Here is a 1,855-nt window from a genome sequence, read left to right as displayed (position 1 = left end):
TGCGCCACCGTACGACGCGCACGCGTAACTGCGTATCGCGACCAACCTTCCTCGGACTGGCATTCAAGCTGATCGAGGAAGCCGAGAAAACCTGGCGCCGTATCAACGGCCCCGAAAAGATCAAGCTGTTGCTCGAAGGAGTTGCCTTCAAGGACGGCGAACCGGTGCAAGACGATCGACCGGCTCAGCAGAAAATCGCCGCTTGAAATCGACCGCCATCAAATTGTTCATACACCACTCTTGACGTTAGCTCGAGCCGTCGCCGTTATCGTCGGAGATTGTTGGCAATGGCTTAGCGTGCTTTATTTTCCGTTTTCTGAGACGACCCCTTCTTCGACATTTGAAGGATTCTGAGCACGATGAGTGCGAAGGCAGTCGCGACGATGGCCGTCACCGCATGGCCCATGCCGGCGGCCACGCCGATCGCGGCAGCAATCCAGATGCTCGCGGCAGTTGTGAGCCCCCTGACGTGTGTCTCATTGTCCGGCTTCAGGATCGCCCCTGCACAAAGGAATCCGATGCCTGACGTGAGACCCTGAAGCACGCGGCTCATGTCGGCAAGCTGCACGCCCGCCTGGAGGGGAACCACGACAAAAACGCATGCCCCCAGCGCGACGAGCATGTGAGTGCGCACGCCTGCGGATTTTCCCGAGCTCTCCCGCTCGTACCCCAGCAAGCCCCCCAAAACGATAGAGACGGTCATTCGAACGACGGCACGTACTGCCTCGGCAGCATTAGCGAGATCGGAGAATTCCGAGCTCAATGTGCGGATGATGTCGTTCATTGCGGAGCGTCTCTGGGTGTGTCCTGAAAATGGCCAAGACAGTCTATGTCGCAGAAGATGACTGTCAGATTGCCGAGCTATGACACAACCGGATTCGCTGGCCCGGGGGCAAGATTAACAACGTATTACATTTCGGCAATAAAGCCTGACAACGGAAGGGCAACCTTAGAATGCCGGCCATTAGTGCTCGTTTTCGCGCCAGTGTGTCCACTCGAAGTGCGCGACATTCTCCTCCAGCCCCCGAACCGCATGACCGATTCTTCAATCTCCCCGTCCCAACCCGCTGGTCTCTCGAGGGCGCTGGACAATTTCCTGACACGCCACCGCATCGGCGTTTGGCGTGTTGTCGTAACGTTTGTCCTGGCAAGTCTGGTCTTTGGCCATTCTCGCTGGGACGGTACCTGGGTGTCGCCGCTGCTGCTGACGCTGGGGATGTTGGGGGTGAGCCTGGCCACGGTCGGGCGGCTCTGGTGCGCGTTGTACATTTCCGGGCGCAAGAACAATACCTTGGTGACCTCGGGTCCATATTCACTGTGTCGCCATCCGCTCTATGTCTGCAACTTGCTAGGCATTATCGGACTAGGGGCGATGACCGAGTCGCTGGCGGTTACCGCAGTCCTGGCGCTCGCATTTGCGCTGATGTACCCGGCTGTCATCCGGACGGAAGACCGCTTTCTGGCTTCCGCCTTCCCGGAATTCGCCGAATACGCACGCCGTACACCAGCGTTCTTTCCCCGTCTGTCGCTGTATAGGGGGGAGTCGACATGGACGGTCCATGTGTCTTCCTTTCAACGCAATATTGCGGACTCGGTCTGGTTTCTCGGTGGTACGTCCCCGGTCTTGTAGACACCTGATAGGGTGTTTTTGAGACTGGAGGAAGCATGAAAAGCAAGCGATATACGGATGAGTTCCGGGCCGAGGCGATCAAGCAGGTGACCGAACGCGGTTACCCGGTGGCGGAAGTGGCGCAGCGGCTGGGGGTGTCGAGCCACAGCCTGTACGAGTGGCTTCGCCGCAGCGGGGTCAGCCGGCAGGCACGCAAGACGCAGCAGGATGCCGATCTGCAGCGCG

The 1,855-nt window shown here is 58.9% G+C and carries 3 protein-coding genes and 1 pseudogene; 3 read left to right on the top strand and 1 reads right to left on the bottom strand.

The window, feature by feature from the left end; all coding sequences use genetic code 11:
* Nucleotides 1-206, top strand: a pseudogene (locus BEK68_RS07230) (IS256 family transposase); the annotation flags it as partial.
* Between the two features lie 86 nt (nucleotides 207-292).
* Here BEK68_RS07230 and BEK68_RS07225 read toward each other — a convergent pair.
* Nucleotides 293-784: an MgtC/SapB family protein gene (locus BEK68_RS07225; RefSeq protein ID WP_065851665.1), complete on the bottom strand. Its 492-nt coding sequence runs from the start codon at nucleotides 782-784 to the stop codon at nucleotides 293-295.
* A 249-nt stretch (nucleotides 785-1,033) separates the two neighbouring features.
* Here BEK68_RS07225 and BEK68_RS07220 point away from each other — a divergent pair, with 249 nt between their 5' ends.
* Both BEK68_RS07220 and BEK68_RS07215 read left to right on the top strand, forming a co-directional pair.
* Nucleotides 1,034-1,630, top strand: coding sequence for a methyltransferase (locus BEK68_RS07220; protein ID WP_170816373.1), 597 nt, complete (start codon nucleotides 1,034-1,036; stop codon nucleotides 1,628-1,630).
* A 35-nt stretch (nucleotides 1,631-1,665) separates the two neighbouring features.
* On the top strand, nucleotides 1,666-1,855 hold a 190-nt coding region (locus tag BEK68_RS07215), incomplete at its 3' end, for a transposase (RefSeq protein WP_065851660.1).

The organism is Ralstonia pickettii (genome assembly GCF_001699815.1).
GTDB classification, from domain to species: domain Bacteria; phylum Pseudomonadota; class Gammaproteobacteria; order Burkholderiales; family Burkholderiaceae; genus Ralstonia; species Ralstonia thomasii.
Note: the sequence above shows the minus strand (reverse complement) of the source record. Positions and strands in the feature narration are given on the sequence as shown.